This is a genomic window from Pseudomonas frigoris (assembly GCF_047758635.1).
GTDB lineage: Bacteria > Pseudomonadota > Gammaproteobacteria > Pseudomonadales > Pseudomonadaceae > Aquipseudomonas > Aquipseudomonas frigoris.
In genome coordinates, this window is record NZ_CP180479.1 from 1838571 (window position 1) to 1861492 (window position 22922).

Annotated in this window: 20 protein-coding genes and 1 pseudogene; 12 read left to right on the plus strand and 9 right to left on the minus strand. The window is 60.1% G+C overall.

Translation table 11 applies throughout. From position 1 onward, the window contains the following. The first annotated feature begins 91 nt into the window (after positions 1–91). Entirely contained in the window at positions 92–925 is an 834-nt protein-coding gene (gene mazG, locus ACMXYH_RS08300) for a nucleoside triphosphate pyrophosphohydrolase (protein WP_415766805.1), read from the plus strand. A gap of 28 nt (positions 926–953) precedes the next feature. Further along, positions 954–1496 (plus strand): DUF2058 domain-containing protein, encoded by a 543-nt coding sequence (locus tag ACMXYH_RS08305; protein WP_415766806.1) that lies wholly within the window; start codon positions 954–956, stop codon positions 1494–1496. Positions 1497–1896: 400 nt separating this feature from the next. Here ACMXYH_RS08305 and ACMXYH_RS08310 read toward each other — a convergent pair whose 3' ends face one another. The 7 genes and pseudogenes from ACMXYH_RS08310 to ACMXYH_RS08340 all read right to left on the minus strand — a co-directional run bounded on the left by ACMXYH_RS08310 (position 1897) and on the right by ACMXYH_RS08340 (position 9926). Continuing rightward, the gene (locus ACMXYH_RS08310) at positions 1897–2172 is read right to left on the minus strand and encodes a hypothetical protein (RefSeq protein ID WP_415766807.1); all 276 of its coding nucleotides are present in this window, start codon (positions 2170–2172) and stop codon (positions 1897–1899) included. 240 nt (positions 2173–2412) lie between these two features. Next, positions 2413–2598 (minus strand): annotated as a pseudogene (locus tag ACMXYH_RS08315) (hypothetical protein); the annotation flags it as partial. A gap of 377 nt (positions 2599–2975) precedes the next feature. Beyond that, entirely contained in the window at positions 2976–4196 is a 1221-nt protein-coding gene (gene fabB, locus ACMXYH_RS08320) for a beta-ketoacyl-ACP synthase I (RefSeq protein ID WP_415766808.1), read from the minus strand. Between the two features lie 11 nt (positions 4197–4207). Further along, on the minus strand, positions 4208–4723 hold the full coding sequence (fabA, locus tag ACMXYH_RS08325; protein ID WP_046046480.1) for a 3-hydroxyacyl-[acyl-carrier-protein] dehydratase FabA: 516 nt from the start codon (positions 4721–4723) through the stop codon (positions 4208–4210). A 247-nt stretch (positions 4724–4970) separates the two neighbouring features. Next, entirely contained in the window at positions 4971–6872 is a 1902-nt protein-coding gene (locus ACMXYH_RS08330) for an ATP-binding protein (RefSeq protein WP_415766809.1), read from the minus strand. Continuing rightward, the gene (locus ACMXYH_RS08335) at positions 6869–7801 is read right to left on the minus strand and encodes an ABC transporter substrate-binding protein (protein ID WP_415766810.1); all 933 of its coding nucleotides are present in this window, start codon (positions 7799–7801) and stop codon (positions 6869–6871) included. Before ACMXYH_RS08335 ends, ACMXYH_RS08330 begins: the two co-directional genes overlap by 4 nt. Before the next feature lies 1 nt (position 7802). Beyond that, positions 7803–9926 (minus strand): TonB-dependent receptor plug domain-containing protein, encoded by a 2124-nt coding sequence (locus ACMXYH_RS08340; RefSeq protein WP_415766811.1) that lies wholly within the window; start codon positions 9924–9926, stop codon positions 7803–7805. Positions 9927–10122: 196 nt separating this feature from the next. Between ACMXYH_RS08340 and ACMXYH_RS08345 the strand changes: the two genes are divergently transcribed. The 5 genes from ACMXYH_RS08345 to ACMXYH_RS08365 all read left to right on the plus strand — a co-directional run bounded on the left by ACMXYH_RS08345 (position 10123) and on the right by ACMXYH_RS08365 (position 14274). Further along, the gene (locus ACMXYH_RS08345) at positions 10123–11148 is read left to right on the plus strand and encodes an NAD(P)H-dependent glycerol-3-phosphate dehydrogenase (protein ID WP_134419054.1); all 1026 of its coding nucleotides are present in this window, start codon (positions 10123–10125) and stop codon (positions 11146–11148) included. Between the two features lie 19 nt (positions 11149–11167). After that, a complete protein-coding gene (locus ACMXYH_RS08350; RefSeq protein ID WP_123364751.1) occupies positions 11168–11515 on the plus strand; it encodes a DUF4389 domain-containing protein in 348 nt (115 codons plus the stop codon). Continuing rightward, the gene (gene sixA, locus ACMXYH_RS08355) at positions 11512–11964 is read left to right on the plus strand and encodes a phosphohistidine phosphatase SixA (RefSeq protein WP_129437530.1); all 453 of its coding nucleotides are present in this window, start codon (positions 11512–11514) and stop codon (positions 11962–11964) included. The genes ACMXYH_RS08350 and sixA overlap by 4 nt, the downstream gene beginning before the upstream one ends. 166 nt (positions 11965–12130) lie before the next feature. Further along, positions 12131–13798, plus strand: a complete 1668-nt coding sequence (locus ACMXYH_RS08360) for an AMP-binding protein (protein ID WP_415766812.1) — start codon at positions 12131–12133, stop codon at positions 13796–13798. 32 nt (positions 13799–13830) lie between these two features. Beyond that, the gene (locus tag ACMXYH_RS08365; protein ID WP_415766813.1) at positions 13831–14274 is read left to right on the plus strand and encodes a hotdog fold thioesterase; all 444 of its coding nucleotides are present in this window, start codon (positions 13831–13833) and stop codon (positions 14272–14274) included. A 19-nt stretch (positions 14275–14293) separates the two neighbouring features. On the opposite strand, the gene ACMXYH_RS08370 is transcribed toward ACMXYH_RS08365, so the two are convergent. Then, the gene (locus ACMXYH_RS08370) at positions 14294–17314 is read right to left on the minus strand and encodes an RHS repeat-associated core domain-containing protein (protein ID WP_415766814.1); all 3021 of its coding nucleotides are present in this window, start codon (positions 17312–17314) and stop codon (positions 14294–14296) included. A gap of 225 nt (positions 17315–17539) precedes the next feature. Between ACMXYH_RS08370 and ACMXYH_RS08375 the strand changes: the two genes are divergently transcribed. The 5 genes from ACMXYH_RS08375 (at position 17540) to ACMXYH_RS08395 (ending at position 21847) form a co-directional block, all read left to right on the plus strand. Next, positions 17540–18346, plus strand: coding sequence for an alpha/beta fold hydrolase (locus ACMXYH_RS08375; RefSeq protein WP_415766815.1), 807 nt, complete (start codon positions 17540–17542; stop codon positions 18344–18346). Continuing rightward, positions 18343–19197, plus strand: a complete 855-nt coding sequence (locus ACMXYH_RS08380) for an alpha/beta hydrolase (RefSeq protein ID WP_129437520.1) — start codon at positions 18343–18345, stop codon at positions 19195–19197. Before ACMXYH_RS08375 ends, ACMXYH_RS08380 begins: the two co-directional genes overlap by 4 nt. 50 nt (positions 19198–19247) lie before the next feature. Next, entirely contained in the window at positions 19248–19907 is a 660-nt protein-coding gene (locus ACMXYH_RS08385; protein WP_056745055.1) for a glutathione S-transferase family protein, read from the plus strand. Between the two features lie 8 nt (positions 19908–19915). Beyond that, complete coding sequence (locus ACMXYH_RS08390; protein ID WP_415766816.1) at positions 19916–20722, plus strand: DUF4892 domain-containing protein; 807 nt, start codon at positions 19916–19918, stop codon at positions 20720–20722. 69 nt (positions 20723–20791) lie between these two features. Then, the gene (locus tag ACMXYH_RS08395; RefSeq protein ID WP_046046467.1) at positions 20792–21847 is read left to right on the plus strand and encodes an AI-2E family transporter; all 1056 of its coding nucleotides are present in this window, start codon (positions 20792–20794) and stop codon (positions 21845–21847) included. Positions 21848–21988: 141 nt separating this feature from the next. Here the strand turns inward: ACMXYH_RS08395 and xopAW are convergent, their stop codons facing one another. After that, complete coding sequence (gene xopAW / locus ACMXYH_RS08400; protein WP_415766817.1) at positions 21989–22843, minus strand: XopAW family type III secretion system calcium-binding effector; 855 nt, start codon at positions 22841–22843, stop codon at positions 21989–21991. Positions 22844–22922 lie beyond the last annotated feature (79 nt).

Here is a 22922-nt window from a genome sequence, read left to right on the forward strand (position 1 = left end):
TGAGGGCCGTTCAGTCAACAGTGATGTTGGATGTGCCGGCCCTATCGCGAGCAAGCTCGCTCCCACATTGGTTTTGAGTAGAGATTGATTGATGTATTCACTTGAAGACTTGCTGCACCTGATGAGCCGTCTGCGCGACCCGCAGTTCGGCTGCCCGTGGGACATCAAGCAAACCTACGAAACCATCGTCCCGCACACCCTTGAGGAAGCCTACGAAGTCGCCGACGCCATCGAGCGCGGTGACTTCGATCACTTGCAGGGTGAGTTGGGGGATTTGCTGTTCCAGGTGGTTTATTACAGCCAGCTGGCCCGTGAAGAGGGACGCTTCGAATTCGAAGGTGTGGTCGACAGCATCACCCGCAAGTTGATTCGCCGTCATCCGCACGTGTTTCCTACCGGTGATCTGTACGCGCCGCTGGATGTTCCGCGCCTGAGTGAAGAGCAGGTCAAACAACGCTGGGAAGAGATCAAGGCTGAAGAACGCGCCGAGAAATCATCCACGCCAACCCAGCTGTCCTTGCTCGACGACGTACCCGCAGCACTGCCGGCATTGTCCCGTTCGGCGAAGTTGCAGAAGCGCGCAGGGCAGGTTGGGTTCGACTGGCCGGACGCCTTGCCGGTGCTCGACAAAGTGCGCGAAGAGCTCGATGAAGTGCTCGAAGCCATGGCCGACAATGACTCGGTAGCGATTGCCGATGAAGTCGGTGATCTGCTGTTTTCCGTGGTCAATCTGGCGCGTCATCTCAAGGTCGATCCCGAAACTGCACTGCGTGGCGCCAACAGCAAGTTCGAAAGACGCTTCCGTTTTATCGAACAGGCATTGCGCGACACCCACCGTCCCATAGAAGATTGCACCCTCGAAGAGTTGGACGCCTTGTGGGGCGAAGCCAAACGTCAGGAAAAGAATTTGCCCAGCTGCGGTTGAGCAGTTGCCTAAGTGAGTAATAAGCACCATGAGCATTTCCCTTCGCGACCAGTTGCTCAAAGCAGGGCTGGTCAACCAGAAGCAGGCCAAACAGGTCGGCAAAGAGAAACAGAAGCAGCAGCGTCTGGCCCACAAAGGTCAGATCGAACTTGATGACTCGCAGCAGCGTGCCGCCCAGGAAGCCATGGCCGAGAAGGTCAAGCGCGACCAGGAGCTGAACCGCCAGCAACAGGAGAAGGCCGAGGCGAAAGCCCGCGCCGCCCAGGTCAAACAGTTGATCGAAGTCTCGCGTCTGCCGAAGCTGACGACCGAGGACTACTACAACTTCGTCGACGACAAGAAGGTCAAGCGCATTTCCGTCAACACGCTGATGCGCAACAAGCTCAGCAGCGGTTCGCTGGCCATCGTGCACCACGCCGGCGGTTATGAAGTGATCCCGCGTGAGGCGGCCCTGAAGATCCAGGAGCGCGATCCACAGCGCATCGTGCAGCTGAATGTAAAGACCGAAGAAGTCGCTGCCGAAGACGATCCGTACGCGGCCTATCAGATCCCTGACGATCTGATGTGGTAAGCCGTTAAAGGCTGCAACAACGACGTGCTGTTCACTTAGTCTTGGGGCTTCAGGCGGACCTACACATTGGTGGTGGGTGCTGATCGGGGGCTTTGATTGGGTGTATATCCGTCATTTAGGTGATGGCTGAGGGCGGTTTCGCTTTTACAGCGAGTCACTTGGAAAAGCCCCAAGTAACCAAGGGCTCTTGCCCCTTTCGTTCGGTGCCTCGCCCAGGCTCGGCATGCCCTCGCTCCGGTCCTGCTCCGTGGGCCCGCCGCCATTCGGCCATCCATGGCCGGGGGCGGCTAACCCGGCATCCATGCCGGGTTGCCCACTGCGCAGAACCTGCGCTCGGCCTCTCGAGGGGGCGTGCACCGCAAACGCCAACGCGAGGCGGCCTATACCGGCCGGCCTGGCTTCAAGTGAACGCATTTCCCTGTAGGAGCTGTCGAGCGAAGCGAGGCTGCGATCTTTTGATCTTTTGATCTTTTGATCTTTTGATCTTTTGATCTTTTGATCTTTTGATCTTTTGATCTTTTGATCTTTTGATCTTTTGATCTTTTGATCTTTTGATCTTGCCGTTGCTGTTGCTTTGCTTTGGCTTCAGATCTGCTGCCCCTTTCCCAGAGGCCGAACGCAGGCGTTGCGCAGGGGGCACCGCGGCAAGGATGCCGCGGTAGCCGCCACCGGCCATGGATGGCCGATGGCGGCGGGCCCCCGGAGCAATGCCGGAGTGAGGGCATGCCGAGCCTGGGCGAGGCACCGAATGGCGGGGCAAAGCGCTTTGGTTACTTTCGCGCTTTTCGAAAGTGACTCGCTGTAAAAGCGAAACCGCTAGCCGTCGTTACCGCAGAAACGGATATGTACCCCAACCTTAAGTGAACAGCATTACGCTCATGGCGGGGTTTGTCGTTTTCAATGCTGTCATTGCGTAGGCGGATCGGAGCTCTCGTTGCTGCTCCAGTTTTTCCAGTTCGGCCTTGTAGCTGTGGGCGTCGGTTTCGGAGTGGAACATCCCCACCAGCATGTCTTGTTGGTGCACGTCCCAGATCCGGATACCGGCGGCTACGCCTTCGTGGGACTTATGTGAATCGTCGCGTTCAGTTACTTTTACAGTCATCTGCTAGCTCCAATCTCTGTTATCTGCAGCAAGGCGTGTGCAGGACTCCGTTATATGTTTGGTTAGCCTGCTAAGTAAACGACTGAGTTTGGTAACGAATTTTTGCGAATTCTGCAAAAGTCCTGCAGCCCGCCAAACACGCGACATTCGGTCGCAGGGCGTTGAGTTTCATGACAAAAGCTTCATGTTCACCGCAATCCTTGTGGGAGTGAGCTTGCTCGCGATGGGGCCATTACAGTCAACATTTATGTTGCCTGACTTATCGCCATCGCGAGCAAGCTCGCTCCCACAGGGATTGCAGTGTTCAATTTTTCAGGCACAAAAAAACGCCCCGAACCAGTCGGGGCGTTTTTATGTGCCGCGTAGCGGGCTAGGTATTACTTACCTGCCCAGCGCTTCAGTACCAGCGTAGCGTTGGTGCCACCGAAGCCGAAGCTGTTGCTCATCACGGTGTTGATGGTGGCGTCTTCACGAGTCTTGGTCAGGATCGGCATGTCAGCCACTTCCGGATCCAGTTCGTCGATGTTGGCGGAACCCGCCATGAAGTTGCCTTCCATCATCAGTATGCAGTAGATCGCTTCGTGAACGCCGGCGGCGCCCAGGGAGTGACCCGACAGGCTCTTGGTGGAGCTGATGGCCGGGGCTTTGTCGCCGAACACTTCACGCACACCTTTCATTTCCATGACGTCGCCGACCGGAGTCGAGGTGCCGTGGGTGTTCAGGTAGTCGATCGGAGCGTCAACGGTGGACATGGCCATCTGCATGCAGCGGATGGCGCCTTCGCCGCTAGGGGCGACCATGTCGTAGCCATCGGAGGTCGCGCCGTAGCCAACGATTTCCGCGTAGATCTTCGCGCCGCGGGCCAGAGCGTGTTCCAGCTCTTCGACCACGACCATGCCGCCACCGCCGGCGATGACGAAACCGTCACGCTTGGCGTCGTAGGCACGGGAAGCCTTTTCCGGGGTTTCGTTGTACTGGCTGGACAGTGCGCCCATGGCGTCGAACAGGAACGATTGGCTCCAGTGTTCTTCTTCACCGCCGCCGGCGAACACGATGTCCTGCTTGCCCATCTGGATCTGTTCCATGGCGGTACCGATGCAGTGAGCACTGGTGGCACAGGCAGAAGCGATGGAGTAGTTCAGGCCCTTGATCTTGAACGGCGTGGCCAGGCAAGCGGAAACGGTGCTGCTCATGGTCCGCGTGACGCGGTATGGGCCGACGCGCTTGACGCCTTTCTCGCGCAGGATGTCCAGCGCTTCCATCTGGTTCAACGTGGAGGCTCCACCGGAGCCGGCGATCAGGCCGGTACGCGGATTGGAGACTTGCTCATCGGTCAGACCGGAGTCGGCGATGGCGTCTTTCATGGCCAGGTAGGCGTAAGCCGCCGCGTGGCCGACGAAGCGATAGATCTTGCGATCGATCAGCTCTTCGAGGGGAAGGTCAATGGAGCCGGAAACCTGGCTACGCAGACCCATTTCGGCATATTCCGGGTTGAACCGGATGCCAGGGCGGCTTGCACGCAGGTTAGCGGAGACGGTCTCTTTGTCATTGCCCAGGCACGAAACGATGCCCAGACCAGTGATAACGACGCGGCGCATGCGGATAACCCTTAGAAGTTGTCAGTGGAGGTGAAAACGCCGACCCGAAGGCCTTCGGCGGTGTAGATCTCGCGGCCGTCGACGCTGACCGAACCATCGGCGATGGCCAGGTTCAGCTTGCCCTTCAGTACGCGCTTGATCTGAATGTTATAGGTTACTTTCTTGGCGGTCGGCAGAACCTGACCGAAGAATTTCACTTCGCCCGAACCCAGGGCGCGCCCGCGGCCCGGCAGACCTTGCCAGCCGAGGAAGAAGCCGACCAGTTGCCACATGGCGTCGAGGCCCAGGCAGCCTGGCATCACCGGATCACCTTCGAAGTGGCAGGCGAAAAACCACAGGTCCGGAGTGATATCCAGCTCGGCGACCAATTCACCTTTGCCGTACTTGCCGCCCTCTTCGCTGATATGGGTGATGCGATCCACCATCAGCATGTTGGGGGCGGGCAGTTGCGCGTTACCTTGGCCGAACAGCTCACCGCGACTGCAGCGCAGCAGGTCTTCCCGAGTAAAGGCGTTTTGTTTGGTCATGCGAGCTCCTCAATAGTCCCATGCGGCAGGTGGGGCAAATCTTCCCGGCCGATCGAAGCGTTCATGCCTCGAGTCAGCAGCCTACTCATAGACTATTGCGTTGTGGTGAAAGTCACAGCACCAAGGACATGAATGTACACTTGTGCACTGAAATTATTATTCAAGCCCCTTTTCGGGCCTGTTCGGGTGCCTAAGACTGCCGCACTTTCGCCTTTCACGCCAGTCGCAGATAGCCGAAAGGCCTGCACTACTGCACCCAGCGCTGCAGAATTTGCTGCAAATCTGTGCGTTTGAAGGGCTTGGCCAGGTAATCGTTCATTCCCGCCGATAAACAGGCTTCGCGGTCGCCCTGCAAGGCGTTGGCGGTCAGCGCGATGATCGGCAAGTCTGTGCAGCCGGGTAATTGGCGAATCTGTCGGGTGGCCTCGTAGCCGTCGATGATCGGTAGCCGGCAGTCCATCAAAATGGCTTCAAAAATCAGACTCTCGGCACTGCGCACTGCCTGGGCACCATCGGTGGCGACGCTGACAGTAAAGCCCAGACTGCGCAACATTGCTTCGATGACCGTCTGATTAACCGGATTGTCTTCCACCAGCAACACGTTGCGCCCTTCGCCATCACCGTTGCCGGTCGGTATGCGCGGCGCCAGCACGGGCAGCGTCTGTTTATAGAGCGCCAGCGGGATTTCCAGGGTGAACACCGAGCCGCGACCTTCCTCGCTCTGGGCGCGCAACGTGCCGCCCATGCGTTCAGCCAGTGTGCGAGCAATCGGCAGGCCCAGCCCGGTGCCACCGTATCGCCTCGAAATAGAACTGTCGGCCTGCTGGAAGGCGTTGAACATCAATTCCAGGCTTTCAGCCGAGATACCAATCCCGCTGTCGCGCACGGTGCAGGTGAACCACAGCAGTTCGTGATCCAGCGACTGCCATTGCGGTTCGATGCTGACGCGGCCCTGTTCGGTGAATTTCAGCGCATTGCCGATCAGGTTGACCAGGATCTGCCGGATCCGCGTCGGGTCGCCCTGCACCTGCAACGCGCGCATGTCGTCCGGAATCGACAGCGCCAGGTCGAGCCCGCGTTGCACGGCGCTGTGCGAGAACGACTGGGCGCAACTGCCGATCAGGTCCGCGAGGTTGAACGGAATGTGCTCCAGCTCCAGTTCCGAACGCTCGATGCGCGAGAAATCGAGAATGTCGTTGATGACTTTGAGCAGGTGTTCGGTGGACTCCGAGGCGAGCGCCGCGTATTCGACCTGCTCCTCGGTCATCTCGGTGGTTTCCAGCAGTTGCAGCATGCCCAGCACGCCATTCATCGGCGTGCGCAGTTCGTGGCTCATCATTGCAAGGAAATCGGATTTGGCGTTGTTGGCCTTTTCCGCTTCCTCGCGGGTCTGAATCAACTGCGCCATCGCTTGATGCTGTTCGCGACTGGCTTGTTCGAGCCCGTTGGCGAGGTTGTTGATGTGTTGCGACAGCGCGCCCAGTTCAGTGTCGTCGACGATCGGCAGCGGCGTTTTGTAGTCGCCGTCCTGAATCGCCTTGACCGCGTTGCCGATGTCGCGGATCGGTTGCGACAGGCTGCCGGCCAGGCGCCGGGCGACCAGAAAAGTAAACAGCAGGGCGAACAGCGCCAGGATCCCGGCCTTGAGCAGGATTTCCTGCTGACGCTGGCTGAAGGCGTCATTGGACAGGCCGACGATCACCCGACCCAGATAATCCTCGGTGGGCGCCGTGTTGGCGACGCGGCTGCCTTGCAGGAAATCATTGTGCAGCTGGATTCGTTGCAGCCGCACCGGGGCCTGGAACACTTCGACCTGGTGCGAGCGGGTGTGGGTTTCCGACGGTTGCTCGACGTACACCAGAATCCGGTTGGCACTGTCCTGGACTTCCAGAAAGCGCACGTTGGGCGTGGCCAGGGTGGCCTTGAGCAAACTGTCGAGCACCTCGTTGTTGCCCGAGATCACCCCGTATTCGGTGGCTGGCGCCAGTTGGTTGGCGATGAGTTGCCCGGTGTGATTGAGCTCCTGACGCAGGTCCTGGATTCGCACGAAGGTGAAGAAGCTGATCAACAGCAACGTCAGCAACAGGGCAGGGCCGAGGCTGATGATTTGTGTGCGGGTGTTGATGTCCCAACGGCGACGGAAGGTCATGGGCGGTTTTCTCCTTCGGCCAACTGTGTTGCGACAGACGCTTCGTTCATCTGTTCAATACCTAATGAACGAGCCACTTGCGGGTTGCTTAAGACTTTGAAGCGTTGCGGGTAGTGCATGCGTGGCCACGTGGCCGGTGGCCGGTCGAGCAACTCGTCGAGCATCGCCAGCCAATCGCTCTGATCGCTGTAGGTGCTGGCCAGGCTCCCGGCCCTGACGAACCCGGCGTTAGGGCCGATCAGCGCCAGTTGCCGTGCATAGCTGCTGAGCAACAGGTTTTTCGCGGTTTTCGGGTTGTACAGATCGGGATCATCAAGGCCCAGCAACACGTCGCTGTTTTTCAGCAAGGTCTGCAGCGGCCGGCTGTCGTTCGTGTTATCCCAGCGCTCGGTGACCACCTCAAGGCCCAGGGAGTGGGCGGCCTGATGCAATTCTTTCAAAAGGAATTCGCTGTGGCTGTCGAAGAGCACGCCGACCCGTTTGGCCTGAGGCAGCAGCAGTCGGGTCAGGCGCAATTGTCGCTCCAGGGGCGGGTCGCTCCAGAGCAGGCTGAGGCGCGGGGGCAGGGAGGCCCCCAGATGCTGACGGGCTTGCAGGCGGCTGATGCGCAGCACCAGCGTCGCCGGGCCTTGGGCGTCTTGCAGGCGCCAGTCGAGGCTCGGCAGGTCGAGCAGAATCAAGCGGGTGCCGGCGGGCAGTTTGCCTGGCGCCGGCAGACTGGCCAGTGGCTGGAAGTGCACGTTATCGGCAGGCCGCAACGCGCTCAGGGCCTGGGTGAAGGATTGCATGCCCGGGCTGTCCTCGGCGCCGGTCAGCAAAATGTCCGCGGCGCTGGCATCCAGGCTGCTCAACAGCCCGGCAACCACCAGGCACAACCCGGCCAGCAGGCGGCCAAGGATTGGCGTCTTGCGTGACGGGCTATAGAGCATCTTAGAACGCCAGCTCTGCGCTGAAGTAAAGCACCCGGCGCTCGTCGTAGTTGTTGTCGACGAAGGTTGTGGGCTGGCCGTCGAGGCGTTGCTGGAGCACGCCGGCCAGTTCCAGGCTGGCCTTGCCCAGGCCGATGCGTTTGGCGATGCGCGTGTCGACCCGTTCGAAGCGGTAGCCGTTCAGGGCATCGTCACCATAGTAGAAGAGCGCGCTGTTCCAGCCATGGCCCCAGTTGTGCAGCCAACCGGCGGAACCGCTGTTTCGGGCAGTTTGTTGTGCGTCGAGTGGGTTGCTCGCCTCGGCATCGACGTAGGCATACGTCAGGCGCAGGCGATCGGCGCTGCTGATTCGCCAGTCGAGCTGGGTTTCTGCCCCGGAGAAGCGCGCGCTGTTTGAGTTGCTGGCGATGTACTGATTGTTGCGCAGCGGTTCGCTGATCATCCCGGTGATTTCGTCGTAGAACAGCTTCACATCGACCGCCAGCCCCACTTCGGCAAAGTAGCCGTTATAGCCAAGCTCCCGGGAGCGCATGTGTTCCTGTTCGAGGTTACCGGGGCCACGGGTCTTGACGAAATAACGGGCGCTGGACTGGCCATAGGCGCTGGGCCGCAGGTTCTTTACCTGATAGCTCCAGTTGACGTTGTTCTCGAACATGTCCGGCGAGCGGATGGCTTCCGAATACACCGCCCGCAGGCCATGGCGCGGGTTGATCAGGTAGTTGACCGCCACCCGTGGTGTGAGCGAACTGCCGATCAATTGCGTGTCTTCGAACATCGCTCCGCCCTGCAGCAACCAATGCTCGGTGGCGCGCCACTCGAGCTGGCCGAACGCCCGCCAGGTGGTGTCGTCGAGGGTGCCATTGAAGTAGGTCTCGGAATCTGCCCGGTCGTAACGATAATTCATGCCGCTGACCAGCCGCAGACTATCGGACAAGCTGAGGGTGTCCTGCAATTCAAGGTCGTAGCGCGATTCCCGGGTGCTCTGGTCAATATCGCCACAGAGGGTTTGCCGGGCGCCGTTTCGCCATTGGTCGAGCACTTGATTGGCCAGTGCGCGCTGGGCCGGGTCACCTGCGGGCGCGCCGGGGCCGGTGTAGCGCTCCATGTTGCGCGCCAGGCGTTCGGTGTAATTCGGGTTGAGTTGCCAGAGTTCGGTCAATTGCGGGCTGAACGAAACCTCGGCATCGCAGGCACGCCAGGTCTGCTGACGATCCCAGTGTTGCGCCGAGCCCTGGATGTAAAGGCTGTGATCGGGATTGATGTCGAGGTTCCAGCGCAGTGAGCCGGCGTAGTCCTTGGCGATGACGTCGGAATTGTTCCCGGTAGCGGTAATCCCCGAGAAGACCGGGCGGTAGGTATACGGACGCTGGTTGCTCCCATCCTTGGCATTCAATTGCCAGTCGATACTCTGGTTTTCAGTGAGCGTCTGGCTGACCGCGAGGTTAAAGCGATTCAAGCGGCGGCTGTCGCGGTAATCGGCACCGTTACGGTCCGAGTCGAAGCCGTCGTCTTGCTGACCGGACAGTGACAGGCGCAGGTCGCCGCCGTCCCAGCCCACGCCCTGGCTGGCGTAAAAGTCGTCGATGCCGCGCTGCCCTCGGGTGACTTTCATTCGCGTGCCGTGGCTGTCGGCCGGGTTGCGCGTGATGATATTGACCACCGCCATCAGCGCATTGGCGCCATAGCTGACGGTGTTCGGGCCGCGAAAAACTTCGATGCGCTCGATGTCCTCCATGGCCACCGGAATGTCACTCCAGTCCACCGTGGCCAGGCCTGCGCGGTACACCGAACGGCCGTCGATCAACACTTGCAGGCGTCGCGCTTCGGTCGCATTGGTGCCGTGATAGTTCACTGCCGCCTGGTTACCGTTGATGTTGCCGACCATCATTCCCGGCACCAGTCGCAGCAACTCACTGATGTCCCGGGCGCCACTGGCGTTGATCAGTTCGCTGTCGATCACCGTCATGCTCCCCGGTACCGCGGCCGGCGACTGCTTGAGTCGCGTCGCGGTCAAAACTTGCGGCAGCGGCTCGCTGTCTAGGAACAAGTCGTCGGCGAGCAATGGCGAGCTGAAGATCAGCGCCAGTACCAGCGGCGAGCGAGGTGATGGAGAGCCAAACGACACAACACATCCTTGATAGCGAACAATTGGCGCGCATGTTAACCGAGCGCAATGACTTTTCCAGTCACGTTGTGGGCATTTTCCTCGGTTTTCTTGGTCTTCTTCCTACAAGTGTCGGTAATTGATGCGGGGGCTGGCCGCCACTGGGCCGCTCCGTATAATGCCGTCATCGCCACTGGTATGGATTAACGGATTGCATATGACTGAACAGCGCCCAATTGCGGTCCTGGGAGGCGGAAGTTTTGGTACCGCCGTGGCTAATCTGCTGGCCGAGAACGGGCATCAGGTCCGGCTGTGGATGCGTGACCCCGAGCAGGCCGAGGCCATTCGGGTCAATCGCGAGAACCCGCGTTACCTCAAAGGCATCAAGATTCTGCCGGCCGTGGAAGCGGTCACCGACCTGCTGGCCACTCTGCAGGCCTGCGATCTGTGCTTCGTCGCACTGCCGTCCAGCGCGCTGCGCTCGGTATTGATGCCGCACGCCGAACGTTTGAGCGGCAAGTTGCTGGTGAGCCTGACCAAAGGCATCGAAGCCCACACCTTCAAACTGATGAGCGAAATCCTCGAAGAGATCGCCCCGCAAGCGCGTATTGGCGTGCTGTCGGGGCCGAACCTGGCCCGTGAAATCGCCGAACACGCGCTGACCGCCACGGTGGTCGCCAGCGAAGACGAAGAACTCTGTCAGCGGGTCCAGGAGGCGTTGCACGGCCGGACCTTTCGCGTGTATGCCAGCGCCGACCGCTTCGGCGTGGAGTTGGGCGGGGCGCTGAAAAACGTTTACGCGATCATCGCCGGCATGGCGGTGGCGTTGGGCATGGGCGAAAACACCAAGAGCATGCTGATCACCCGGGCGCTGGCGGAAATGACCCGCTTTGCGGTGAATCAGGGCGCCAACCCGATGACCTTTCTCGGTTTGGCGGGCGTCGGCGATTTGATCGTCACCTGCTCGTCGCCGAAAAGCCGTAACTACCAGGTCGGGTTCGCCCTCGGCCAGGGCTTGAGCCTGGAAGACGCGGTGACGCGCCTGGGCGAAGTCGCTGAAGGCGTGAACACCCTCAAGGTGCTCAAGGCCAAGGCCCAGGAGGTGGGCGTGTACATGCCGCTGGTCGCCGGGCTGCATGCCATCCTGTTCGAAGGGCGCACGCTGGAGCAGGTGATCGGTCTATTAATGCGTGCCGAGCCGAAAACCGACGTCGACTTTATTTCCACCAGCGGTTTCAACTGAGCATCAGGGAGAGCGAGACATGAACGATCCGAAAACTGAGGACAAGTACGAATCCATCCTGCTGCGAGTGTTGTGGATGATCGTCTACGTGCTGGTCTGGCAAGTGGCGCAGTTCATCCTTGGTGCCGTGGTTCTGGTGCAACTGATCTATCGTTTGATATATGGCGCCCCGAGCGCCAGCCTGATGAACTTCGGCGACAGCCTGAGCCAGTTCCTGGCGCAGATCGGTCGTTTCGGCAGCTTCCACAGCGACCAGAAACCGTGGCCGTTCGCCGACTGGCCGACGCCGCGTACACCGGAAGGTGAAGCACCGCACGCTGTGGCGCCGGCACCACACCCTGCCCGAGATGAGGAGCCAAAGCTATGAAACTCTGGATACTGCGTCATGGTGAAGCCGAGCCACACGGCAAGCGTCCTGATTCGGAACGGGCACTGACTGCCCATGGTCGTGAAGAAGTGCTGCGCACTGCCGCCGAGTTGGCCGGCAAGCCGCTGACCGCGATCTATGCCAGTCCTTACCTGCGCGCGCAGGAGACCGCAGAAATTGTGCGTACAGCGCTGAATTTCGCGCCGGAGATTCGCACCGTCGACTGGCTAACCCCCGACAACCGTCCGCAAGCGGTGGCGGAGCAGTTGGTGTCTGTGGATCACGCGCTGCTGGTCAGTCATAACCCGCTGGTGGGCAACCTGCTGGGTTACCTTCAGCACGGACATGTACAGGACCCGGAAGCAGTCCGCACCGCCGGCCTTGCAGAACTTGAAGGTGATTTGCCGCTGGCCGGCGCGATGAAGCTCAAAGGCATCAAGCACCCTTAAAAGCAAAAGATCGCAGCCTGCGGCAGCTCCTACAGGTGTACACAATCCATGTAGGAGCTGCCGCAGGCTGCGATCTTTTGATCTTGTTTTTGCCGACAAATAATTAACCGAGCAACTGCTTGGTTGACTACGCTTGCTCCAGACCAAAAACAAAGGAGCGAGTCGCATGCCTGCTGCTTTTCGTTTGCCGCTGGACGTCTTCTACGAGCGTGAAGCGCGCCATCCCCGGCAGCGCTTTTTGGTCCAGCCCACGGGCGGCGGAGAGGTCGAGACCCTGACTTGGGCCGACGTCGGTCATCAGGCGCGCTGCGCCGCGCATTGGTTGCGCGCGCGCGAATTGCCCCAAAGCAGCCACATCGCTCTGATCTCGAAAAACTGCGCGCACTGGATCATCGCTGACCTGGCGATCTGGATGGCCGGCCACGTGTCGGTGCCGCTCTACCCGAACCTCACCGCCGAGACCGTGGCCCAGGTCCTTGAACATTCCGACGCGGCGCTGGTGTTCATCGGCAAGCTCGATGACTGGCCCGGCATGTCTCGCGGAGTCAGCCCTGATCTGCCGACGATCAGCCTGCCGTTACATCCGCCTGGTACTTTCGATTTCAGCTGGGCCGACCTGCAAAAGAGCTCACCGATCCAGGACGATCCCAAGCCGTCCGCCGACCAGTTGGCGACCATCATTTACACCTCCGGCACCACCGGCATACCCAAAGGCGTGATGCACAGTTTCGCCAATCTGGGGTTTGCCGCCACTCGCGGTACGCAGTTGTTTGGCTTGAATGAGTCGGATCGGCTGCTGTCCTACCTGCCGCTGTGCCATGTCGCCGAGCGGATGTTCGTTGAACTGGCGTCGATCTACACCGGGCAAACGGTGTTTTTTGCCGAGAGCCTCGACACCTTCCTGGCCGATTTGCGCCGTGCACGTCCGACCGCGCTGTTCGGTGTGCCGAGGATCTGGACCAAATTCCAGATGGGCGTGTACAGCAAGATCCCGGCAAAGCGCCTCGACTTCCTTCTCGGTCTGCCGATTATCGGCAAGCGGGTCGGCCACAAAGTCCTGGCCGGGCTCGGGCTGGATGCCTTGCGCATCGCCTTGTCCGGCGCCGCGCCAGTGCCGCAGACCTTGCTACTGTGGTACCGCAAACTGGGCCTGGATGTACTGGAGGTCTACGGCATGACCGAAAGCTGCGGCTATTCGCACGTAGGCCTGCCGGGCCAGAACAAACCTGGCTGGATCGGCAAGCCCTGCCCGGAGGTCGAGGTGCGGATCGCTGAGTCGGGCGAGGTCATGGTGCGCAGCGGCGCGACCATGCTCGGGTATTTCAAGGAGCCTGAGAAAACCGCAGAAACCATCACCGGCGACGGCTTCCTGCGCACCGGCGACAAGGGCGAGGAAGACGCCGAAGGCAACCTGCGCCTGACCGGGCGACTGAAGGAAATCTTCAAGACCAGCAAAGGCAAATACGTCGCCCCGGCGCCGATCGAAAATCGTCTGGCGGAGCATTCGCGCATCGAGCAGGTGTGCGTGGTCGGCGATGGCCTGAGTGCACCGTTGGGGCTGTGCGTGCTCTCGGCGGTCGGTCAGCAGGACGCCAGCGGAACGGCGCGGGCGGGCCTGCATTCAAGCCTGGAAAAACTCTTGGAGGAGGTCAATGGCGTCCTCGACAAACACGAACGCTTGCATCGATTGGTGGTGGTCAAAGACAGCTGGGCGGTGGAAAACGGCTTTCTGACGCCGACCCTGAAGATCAAACGCAACGTGATCGAAGCCGCCTACGGTGCCCGTTTCGAAGAATGGAGCGAGCGCAGCGAAGCGGTGCTGTGGCAGGATTGAGTCACGAATAAAACCAACAAAGGATGTCAGCAATGAGTCTGTGGCGCACCACTCCCAACGTCGAGCAGTTGAACGCAATCCAGAAAAACACCATCGGCGAAGTACTGGATATTCGTTTCGAAGCCTTCGACGACGAGTCCCTGACCGCGAGCATGGTCATCGACCATCGCACTCACCAGCCTTACGGCTTGCTGCACGGCGGCGCCTCGGTGGTGCTGGCTGAAACCGTGGGATCGATGGCCAGTTACCTGTGCATCGACGCCAGCAAGTTTTACTGCGTGGGCCTGGAAATCAACGCCAACCATTTACGCGGCTTGCGCAGTGGGCGAGTCACGGCGGTGGCCAAGCCGATTCACATTGGCCGCACGACGCATGTCTGGGATATCCGTTTGACCAGCGATGAGGGGAAGACCAGTTGTGTATCGCGGTTGACCATGGCGGTTGTTCCGTTGGGGGAACAACCGCCGTCTCGTTGATGGCGTCAAGCCGTTCCGTTTACATGTGCGTCATCACATGGTGCAGATTGGATCGTGAATAGCTGCGTTGCCCGCGCGTTGTCTCGCTGGTGATGTAGAAAATTTCGGTGGCAGCCGGGTCATAGGCCGCATCGCTTGAAGTCGGCACGTTCTCTCGGGTGATGCCGGTGCCGACCGTGTTCATTTCCAGATCCCAGGACGACTGCCCCAATTCTGCACTCAAGCCGGGTGTTGCGGTGGTCACGAAGGTCGATCGCAAGTCGCCGATGGCATTGCCGACCGCCCGCGTCACCGCAGCTTGAGTGTTCACGTCCAGTGCGCTGTATCCAGGTATCTGTGCGACAGCCAGATTGGCTAACTGGCCCAGGGAGGCAAAGAAGTGCCGACTGCTGTATCCGACGACAGCTTTGGACGAGTCGAATGTCGGCCCACTGCCTTTGGACGGCTTGGTTGGCGTTCCACGCAATCCCCTCACGGCAGAGGCGCCGGCCGCACCGGCCGCCGTCGCCGTAGAGGCTGCGAGGGTGGACTGCAGGCCTTTACCCGCAGGCTCAGCCCCGAACAGCACCGAGCCACCAAAGCCCACGGCACCTCCAACGGCACCCACGGTGCCCATACTGGCAAGTCCGGTGACGAAGTCTGCACGGCCTACGGAGGGATTGCTCGGGCCGGCATTGGCTAAGTATTGGGAGGTCAGTTCGCGAAACGCTGTTCCAAAAGCGCCGCCGATTTGAGTGACGGCTGCCGTATTACCTTTTGGATCGAGTATTCCGAGCAAGGAAGGTGCAGCCCCCAGCGCGGCACCCACAGCAGCTCCACTGGCTTTCGCGAGCAGAGGCCCCCAGCTGCCGGGATCATCGACGGAGATTGCGGACTGGGCCCAGTTGGCGCTCGCATAACCGCTGATGCCGCCGGTAATTGCGCCCACTGTGGCGCCAGCAACAGTGACTCCTACGCTCATGGGCGACAGGAGCGCCGTTACGGCATATTGCGCGGCGGCGGCAATCAAGGCGCTGGGAAGTTCTCGCGCCGCCGTCGCTCCCATCGCCTTGACGGTGTCGACCCCCGCCAGTCCTTGGAGATCGACAAACCTGACCGGATTGCCGTGTACCATGGCAAACAGGTTCAGGCCATCGGCACTACCTGCCGGGTCGGCATTGAGCCAGCGCCCCCACCAGTGGGCGTAGTAACGTTGCCCGTAGTAGTACAGGCCGGTGGCATCACGTTCCTGGCCTGAGTATCGCCGGGTCTTATAGCTGGCCTGTACTTTGTCCCGGCCGGCCCACCATGAAGTGCCACCATAGGGGAAGTACATTTCCTCGCTGATCAGTTCGGCCTGTTGACCGAGTTCCAATGTACTGGAGCCCAAATGATTGCTCAGGCTGTAACGATACTGATCGGCATTGCCACTGCCCGGCTCCCAATGCAGAACCTGTACCGCACAGCGTCCGGCCTGGACCGAAATGACATGTAGAACCTCTTCGGGAGATTCACGGATTTCCAGCCCTGGTAAATAGCGCACTTGGTGCGTTCGCGTTAAGGAACTGCCTTGAGTGACGCGAATTTTGCGCTTGCGCTGACCAGCCTCGTCGTAAAGATAGATTTCGCTGTCATTGGGTCCGTTCTCGCGCACTACTTGATCGACCTGCCGCAGACGGTTGTTCAAGCTCCAGGTCAGATCCTGACCCGCCATCAACTGCCTTTTGTTGCCGTTGGCATCGAAGCCGGCCGCGATTTCACTCTCGTCGGGCAGCCCGCCATCAGCCTTTTGCGCCAGTCCCCGATTGCTGTATTTCGAAATCATCGTCTGCTGTGTCCAGCTGTGGCTGGCAGCGCAGTGAACCAGTGTCGTGAGGTTGCCTGCACAATCGTAGGTATAGGTCTGTCGGTAATTTTCCAGTTGTCCCGGGTCGGGAGGGGAAACAAACACCGGCTCCTGGGGGCCGTTCTGGCTATTGACCCTCTGCCAGCCGTTTGCCTCTATCAGCTGATACAAACTGTTGTAGGTGAACGTGTTGGTCGGTTCGATCTTCTGGTTGCGAAAAAAACGGGTGCGCTGAGCCGCATCTTTGATGCTGAGGATATTGCCGACCCGATCATAGCCGTACACCAGGTGTTGAAGCGGTGGCTGGTCGGGAAGTCCGGCCTGGAGTTCCAGCAATTGGCCGTCCTGTGAGTCGTATCGGGCTTCGCTGATCACGCCATTGCCGGCGGTCTGGCGCTCAATGTTGCCAAAGGTGTCGTAGTGGATGCCGCTCAGTAGTGATATGTCTTGCGATTGCCCGGCGATTTTCAAGCGAACCTGGCCGAGTTGGCCGGCGATGTTCATGTCCGAGAACTGAATGTTGCCTTGTGCATCTGTCTGGCTGACTGCGCTCCCCTGAGCGTTGAATGAATTTTGTGAAATCGCACCTTCACCGACTTCGTGCAACATGTCTCTTTCGGCTTGGGCATCGGGCCAGTCCGGTTCGCCCAGATTTTCGAGAAAATGTCGAGTCTGCGAGCTGACTCCGCCCGTCAGCGCGAAGTCAGTGAAATGCACAGTGCCGGCGCTGTCGTCATGGCGGATCAACTGGCCGCATTGATTGTGCGAGGCAGATTCCGGGGTGTTGTCACCATAGGCGTAAAACGAACGGTTTCTTGCGGGTGTGCCTTGAGCCTGCTCGACGGTTTTGACCGGGCGCAGCAACAGGTCGTATTCGGTTCGAACCTGAGTGAACAGACTGTCCCAGCCGATGAGGTTTTGACCGGCCACACCGGACAGGGTCAGCCTGCTTCCCGCATCCACGCTGTCACTGTAGAGGGGTGTACCCGTGAGACTGGAAACTGTCATCAGGTTTGGCCGGGCGTCCGGCTCGGCCTCAAGCAGCTTGAACAGACGAGGGTCGCGACTGAACGTCGGGCGACCCGCGGCATTATAGGATTGGCGGTAAATCCGAGGCTCTGCTGTCTTGCCGGGTGCATCACGACAATAGGACACAGTGACGACGTTGTGCCCTCGCGGATCCTTCACGGTGACAGCCGGGGTTTGTGCGTGCATAAAAGTAGTACTCCCTGAAGAGCGTCGGAACAGGTGCAGTTATTCTTGGTTGCTTCCGGGGTGTCAACTGTCAGAAATATCAGGTGGCGAGATAACCCGAAGTATGCTCAGGAGGTTTTTCATGGGTGAAGCAAGGCTGTCATCATTCCTGGCACTTACGGTCATTGCGGTTCGCGACTGGCTTGCAGACAATCAAACCCTGTTCTAGCTCATGGATTGACCGGTATGTCGCAACAGATATTTTTCGCCCACGCCAACGGTTTCCCCTCGGGCACCTACGGCAAGTTGTTCGCGGCGCTGGCGCCCGAGTATCAGGTGACGCATCTGCAGCAGCACGCCCACGACCCGCGTTTTCCGGCGGACGACAACTGGTACAACCTGGTGGACGAGCTGATTCATCACCTCAGGCAGCAACCGGAACCTGTGTGGGGGGTCGGCCATTCCTTCGGTGGCGTGCTGCATCTGCACGCGGCGTTGCGGTGCCCCGAGCTCTATCGTGGCGTGGTGATGCTCGATTCGCCGGTGCTGACCCGCGCTGATCAATGGGTGATCCGCGCCGCCAAACGCTTCGGTTTCATCGATCGCCTGACCCCGGCCGGCCGTACATTGGGACGACGGGAAGAGTTCGCCGATCTGGAGGCGGCTCGACTCTATTTCGCTGGCAAAACCCTGTTTCGCAGTTTCGACCCGGAATGCTTTGACGCTTACCTGCAACACGGTTTGCACAAGGTGGGCGACAAGCTGCGCCTGCGCTTCGACCCGGCCACGGAAATCAGTATCTACCGCGGCGTGCCGCACACCAGTCCCGGCCGCACACGGCAACTGAAAGTGCCGCTGGCGGTGGTTCGGGGGCACAAGAGCCGGGTGGTGATGCGTCATCACGCAAGCCTCGTGGGGCGCTTGCCGCAGGGCGAGTCCCTGACCATGCCTGGCGGCCACATGTTTCCCCTCGAACGTCCCCTGGACACCGCCACGCTGCTGAAGAACCTGTTCAGCCGTTGGGAAGGTCGCCGTCAACAGGATTGCGCATGAGCAACGTCGTTGAAGAAGTTCGCCTGAGCCTGCCGCACATCGAGTTGGCAGCGCACTTGTTCGGCCCCGAAGACGGCATGCCGGTGATCGCCTTGCATGGCTGGCTGGACAACGCCAACAGCTTCGCCCGGCTGGCGCCGAAGCTCAAAGGCTTGCGCATCATCGCGCTGGACATGGCCGGTCACGGTCATTCCGGGCATCGGCCGACCGGTGCCGGTTACGCGCTGTGGGACTACGCCCATGACGTGCTGCAAGTGGCCGAGCAATTGGGTTGGAAGCGCTTTGGCCTGCTGGGGCATTCCATGGGCGCGATCGTTTCGCTGGTGCTGGCCGGTTCGTTGCCGGAACGCGTGACCCACCTGGCGTTGATCGACGGCATCATTCCTCCTACAGACAAAGGCGAAAACGCTGCCGAACGGATGGGCATGGCCCTGCAAGCGCAGCTGGATTTGCGGGAGAAGCGCAAACCGGTCTACAACACGCTCGACCGGGCCATCGAGGCGCGCATGAAAGGCTTGGTCGCTGTCAGTCGCGAAGCCGCAGAACTGCTGGCCCAACGGGGATTGATGCCGGTGCCGGGCGGTTATACCTGGCGCACCGATAACCGACTGACGTTACCGTCGCCGCTGCGTCTGACCACCGAACAGGCGATGGCCTTCGTCCAGCGAGTCACTTGTCCTGCAAAACTGGTGGTGGCTGCCGACGGCATGCTCGCCAAACATCCCGAGTTGCTGGAGCGTCTACCCTTTAGCCGTGAACAGCTGCCTGGCGGCCATCATTTACACCTGAATGACGAACCCGGCGCCGACCTTGTCGCAGACTGTTTCAATCGGTTCTTCGCCGTTCCTTGACTTGCGCCGGGCAACTGTCGAGGCTGGGCGGGTTGAAATGGGAGACAACCATGATAGATCTCTACACCGCTGCGACCCCGAATGGCCACAAGGTCTCTATCGTGCTCGAGGAACTCGGCCTGCCCTACACGGTGCACGCCTTGAGTTTCGACAAAAAGGAACAGAAGTCCGAGGGCTTCCTCAAGATCAATCCCAATGGCCGGATTCCGGCCATTGTCGACCGCGCCAACGGCGATTTCGCCGTGTTTGAATCCGGCGCGATCCTGATTTACCTGGCTGAACTGAGCGGCAAACTGCTGCCAAAAGACCCCAAGGGGCGTTCAGTGGTCCTGCAATGGCTGATGTTCCAGATGGGTGGGATCGGCCCGATGCAAGGTCAGGCCAACGTGTTTTTCCGTTATTTCCCGGAGAAACTCCAGGGCGCCATCGATCGCTATCAACATGAAACCCGCCGCCTCTATGAAGTGCTCGACACGCGCCTGCAAGCCGTGGAGTTTCTGGCCGGTGAATACAGCATTGCCGACATCGCCACTTATCCGTGGGTCCGTGGCCATGAGTGGTCGGGTGTCGAGGTCGACGGTTTGCCGGCCCTGCAGCGCTGGATGGCAACCATGGAGGCGCGTCCGGCGGTACAGCGCGGTTTGCTGGTGCCTGAGCGCATCGATGACGCCAGTATCATCAAGGGTGCCCAGGCCATGCTGATCCGATGAGTCTATCCATGCGTTCACTCAGTCTGCTGTCGCTGTGTTGTTTCAGTCCGCTGTTGTTTGCCGCCGATATTCCGGGCAGTCAGGACCTGCCGATCGTTCCGCGTATGGCCGATGCGCAGATCGTTGACTATCGTCCGGTCGCCGAACTTGAGCGGATCTATCCACTGGGCTCGATCCGCAAAATCAGCGGCCAGTTGCGCTTTGATGGCCAGGTCGCTGCCCGAGGGCAAACCACTTCGGTGACCTACGAGTTGCCGCCGGAGCATTCCTCCACCGAGGCCTTCACTGCCGCTCGTGAAGCCTTGCAGAAGCAGGACGCCCAGTTGTTGTTCTGGTGCCAGGCCCGTGATTGCGGCGAAAGCAGCCTGTGGGCCAATGATGTCTTCGGCAATGCCAAGCTCTATGGCGCTGATGATCAGCAAGCGTTTTTGCTGTTGCGCCTGGCGGCCCCACAGGACAACACGCTGGTGGCGCTTTACAGCATCACGCGCGGCAATCGCAAAGCTTATCTGCACGTCGAACAGTTCGACGCCGCTGCGCCGCTGGGCGATTTGCTGCCGACCTCTGCAACCTTGCTTCGGGAGCTCAAAAGCACCGGTGAGCTCGATTTCCCCAAATTGACCGGCGATCCTGACGATGCCTGGCTGCGCCTGATCTCTCGTGGGCTGAATCTGGACACCACGTTGCGGGTCAGTGTTTCCGGGCCGAAGGCCGAAGCCTGGCGTCAGGCACTGATCGGGCAGGGTGTGCGTACCGCCAGGATGGAAGCGGGTAGCGTCGAAGGTGCTGGCTTGCACATCCAACTGTTGCGATAAGCTTTATCAGGCGAACGTACAAGCTACGTTCGCCTACTCTTTTGCGATCTGACTTTTTTCGAGATTTAGATGATCAATAACGACCGGCTGTTGGTGCAGATCCTGCTCCTGGTGCTGTTTGGCGCGAGCTTCTGGGTGATGGCGCCGTTCTGGTCGGCGCTGTTCTGGGGCGCGGTGCTGGCGTTTGCCAGTTGGCCGCTGATGCGTTTGCTGACGCGTTTGCTCAATGGTCGCGAATCTCTGGCGGCCGCAGTGCTGACGCTGGGCTGGATGTTGCTGGTGGCGTTGCCGTTGGTCTGGCTGGGGTTCAACCTCGCGGACCATGTGCGCGATGCCACGGCGTTCATCAAGGATGTGCAGGTCGACGGGTTGCCGGAAGCGCCGACCTGGCTGGGCAGTATTCCCTTGGTGGGCGAGCGGCTGGTGGGGGTCTGGAACAGCATTGATCAGCAGGGCGCGGCGATGATGCTGGCGGTCAAACCTTATCTGGGTCAGGTCGGCAATTGGTTGCTGGCGCGCAGTGCGCAGATTGGCGGCGGGATACTTGAGCTGACGTTGAGTATCGTCTTCGTGTTCTTTTTCTACCGTGACGGGCCGCGTCTGGCGGCGTTTGTTCACGGGTTGCTGGAACGTCTGATTGGTGACCGTGCCGGGTATTACATCGAATTGGTGGCGGGCACGGTGCAGCGGGTGGTGAACGGTGTGATCGGGACGGCAGCGGCCCAGGCGGTTCTGGCGTTGATCGGGTTCTTGATTGCCGGGGTGCCCGGGGCGCTGGTGCTGGGGATCGTCACGTTTTTGTTGAGCCTGATTCCGATGGGGCCGCCGCTGGTGTGGATTCCGGCCACGGCGTGGCTGGCCTGGAAGGGTGAGTACGGGATGGCGGTGTTTCTCGGAATTTGGGGGACGTTCATCATCAGTGGCGTCGACAACGTGCTCAAACCGTACCTGATCAGCCGGGGCGGGAATTTGCCGTTGGTGATTGTGCTGCTCGGGGTGTTTGGCGGGTTGATTGCCTTTGGGTTTATTGGTTTGTTTATCGGCCCGACGTTGTTGGCGGTGGCCTACAGCCTGCTGAACGACTGGAGCAAGAGTCAGGCTCGGGTTGAGGATCGCCGGCCCTGAGGTTTTTGTTGGGGCTTACGGCCCCTTCGTCGGAACGCCGCCCGGAGCAAGCTCGCTCCCACATTGATTTTGTATCGATAACAAATTATGTGATCAATGCAGATCAACTGTGGGAGCGAGCTTGCTCGCGATGCTTTTGACTCAGGTCGCGACGTTCAGGTATTTGCCCACGGTCGCCACGTTGTCGAGCGAGTACTGCTTGCTCAGGTCGGCGATCATTTTATTCAGGGCTTCGGTCACGTTCGACTGAGCGGTGGAACTGTCGGTGTTTCGCTCGCGGCCGGCTTGCAACGCCGCGTTCAACTCGTCGCTGCTGACGCCGCCACTGCTGTCGCTATCCAGCACTTTGAGCAACGCGGCGCTGGTATCGGTGCCGGTCGATGAGGTGCTGCTGGTCTGCAACGCGCTGGTCAGTTCGGTGGCGCTGACACTGCCGTCGCTGTCCGCATCGAGCTGGCTGAACAGTTCTTCGCTGGACACTTGTTGAGGTGGCGGCGGAGGCGGGGCGAGGCTGGCGGCGAGTTCGTCCTGGCTGACGGAGCCGTCTTCGTTCTTGTCCAGGGCCGAGAAGATTTCTGTGCTGTCGGCGCTGCTGCCGGCGCTGGCCAGGCCGTTGCTCAGTTCATCGCTACTGATGGCGCCGTCACCGTCGGCGTCCAGGGCGCTGATCAGCGCGTCAGCCAGTTCGGTGTTCGGTGCCTGATCCCGTGGCGGTGGCGGCGGAGGGGCCATCGCGGCCATTTCTTCACTGCTCAGGCTGCCGCTGTCGTCGCTGTCCAGGTCGGCGAAGTTCTTGCTCAGGCTCACCAGCAGGCCGTCGTCGGTTTTCTGCGACAGGGCGCTCTTGAGTTCATCCTGATCCACCGCGCCATCGCTGTTGCTGTCGAGTTTGGCGAGCAATTCTTTCTGAAATTGCTGGCTGCGGGCGGTGCTGGTGGTGGTGGTGGTGGTGCTGGTGCTGGTATAGCTCGTGTAACTGCTGACGCTGCCGATCATTGCGCTCACTCCTTGGAATGGATAGCCGGTGGGTGCACCGGCTTATGCAGCCTCAAGGGGCAAGTTGTCGTGGGTATGT